The 776-nt window shown below is 41.8% G+C and carries 1 protein-coding gene; it reads left to right on the forward strand.

Annotated features, from left to right (window positions below; genetic code table 11):
• Positions 1–155: 155 nt before the first annotated feature.
• On the forward strand, positions 156–776 hold a 621-nt coding region (locus F1E73_RS17165; RefSeq protein ID WP_223883505.1), incomplete at its 3' end, for a DegT/DnrJ/EryC1/StrS family aminotransferase.

Consider the following 776-nt stretch of genomic DNA (forward strand, 5'->3'; position numbering starts at 1 on the left):
TAAACCCCCTTCTACCATGATTTTACTTCTTTCATCGGGTTTGGATTAGTATTTAATCGAGAATATTCAATCTTGAACGAAAGTAAGCAGCATAATTCCCTCTCGATAGAAACTATACGTAAATTTACTTGCCACAGATAAATGACCACACATTGATAACCAAATCGAAAATATGGCTTTCCTCGCCTCATATGGGCGGTTCCGAAGAGACATTCGTCAAAGAGGCATTTGACACCAATTGGATTGCCCCTTTAGGACCCAACGTGGATGCTTTTGAGAAGTCTATTGAAGATTATTTGGGCAATGATTTAAATGTAGCAGTGCTAAGTTCTGGTACAGCAGCAATTCACTTGGCGCTAGAGTTACTGGGTGTAACAGATGGAGATGAGGTAATATGTCAGAGTTTTACATTTTCAGCTTCAGCCAATCCCATTACCTATTTGGGAGCGAAACCGGTTTTCGTGGATAGTGAAAGGGAGACTTGGAATTTGTCACCCCAATTATTGGAAAAAGCTATTCTCGCAGGAATTGCCAAAGGGAAAAAACCGAAGGCGATTATTGCGGTACACTTATATGGTATGCCTTATAAGGTAGGGGAGATAACAGCGATTGCCGATAGGTTTAAAATCCCCATTGTAGAAGATAGTGCAGAAGCGCTGGGTAGCACGTACAATAATATGCCCTGTGGGGGCTTCGGAAAATTGGGAGTACTGTCCTTTAATGGAAACAAGATTATTACAACTTCCGGTGGAGGAGCCTTGGTTTCCAAATGTCCG

It is taken from the genome of Arenibacter lacus (assembly GCF_008711145.1).
Taxonomy (GTDB): domain Bacteria; phylum Bacteroidota; class Bacteroidia; order Flavobacteriales; family Flavobacteriaceae; genus Arenibacter; species Arenibacter amylolyticus.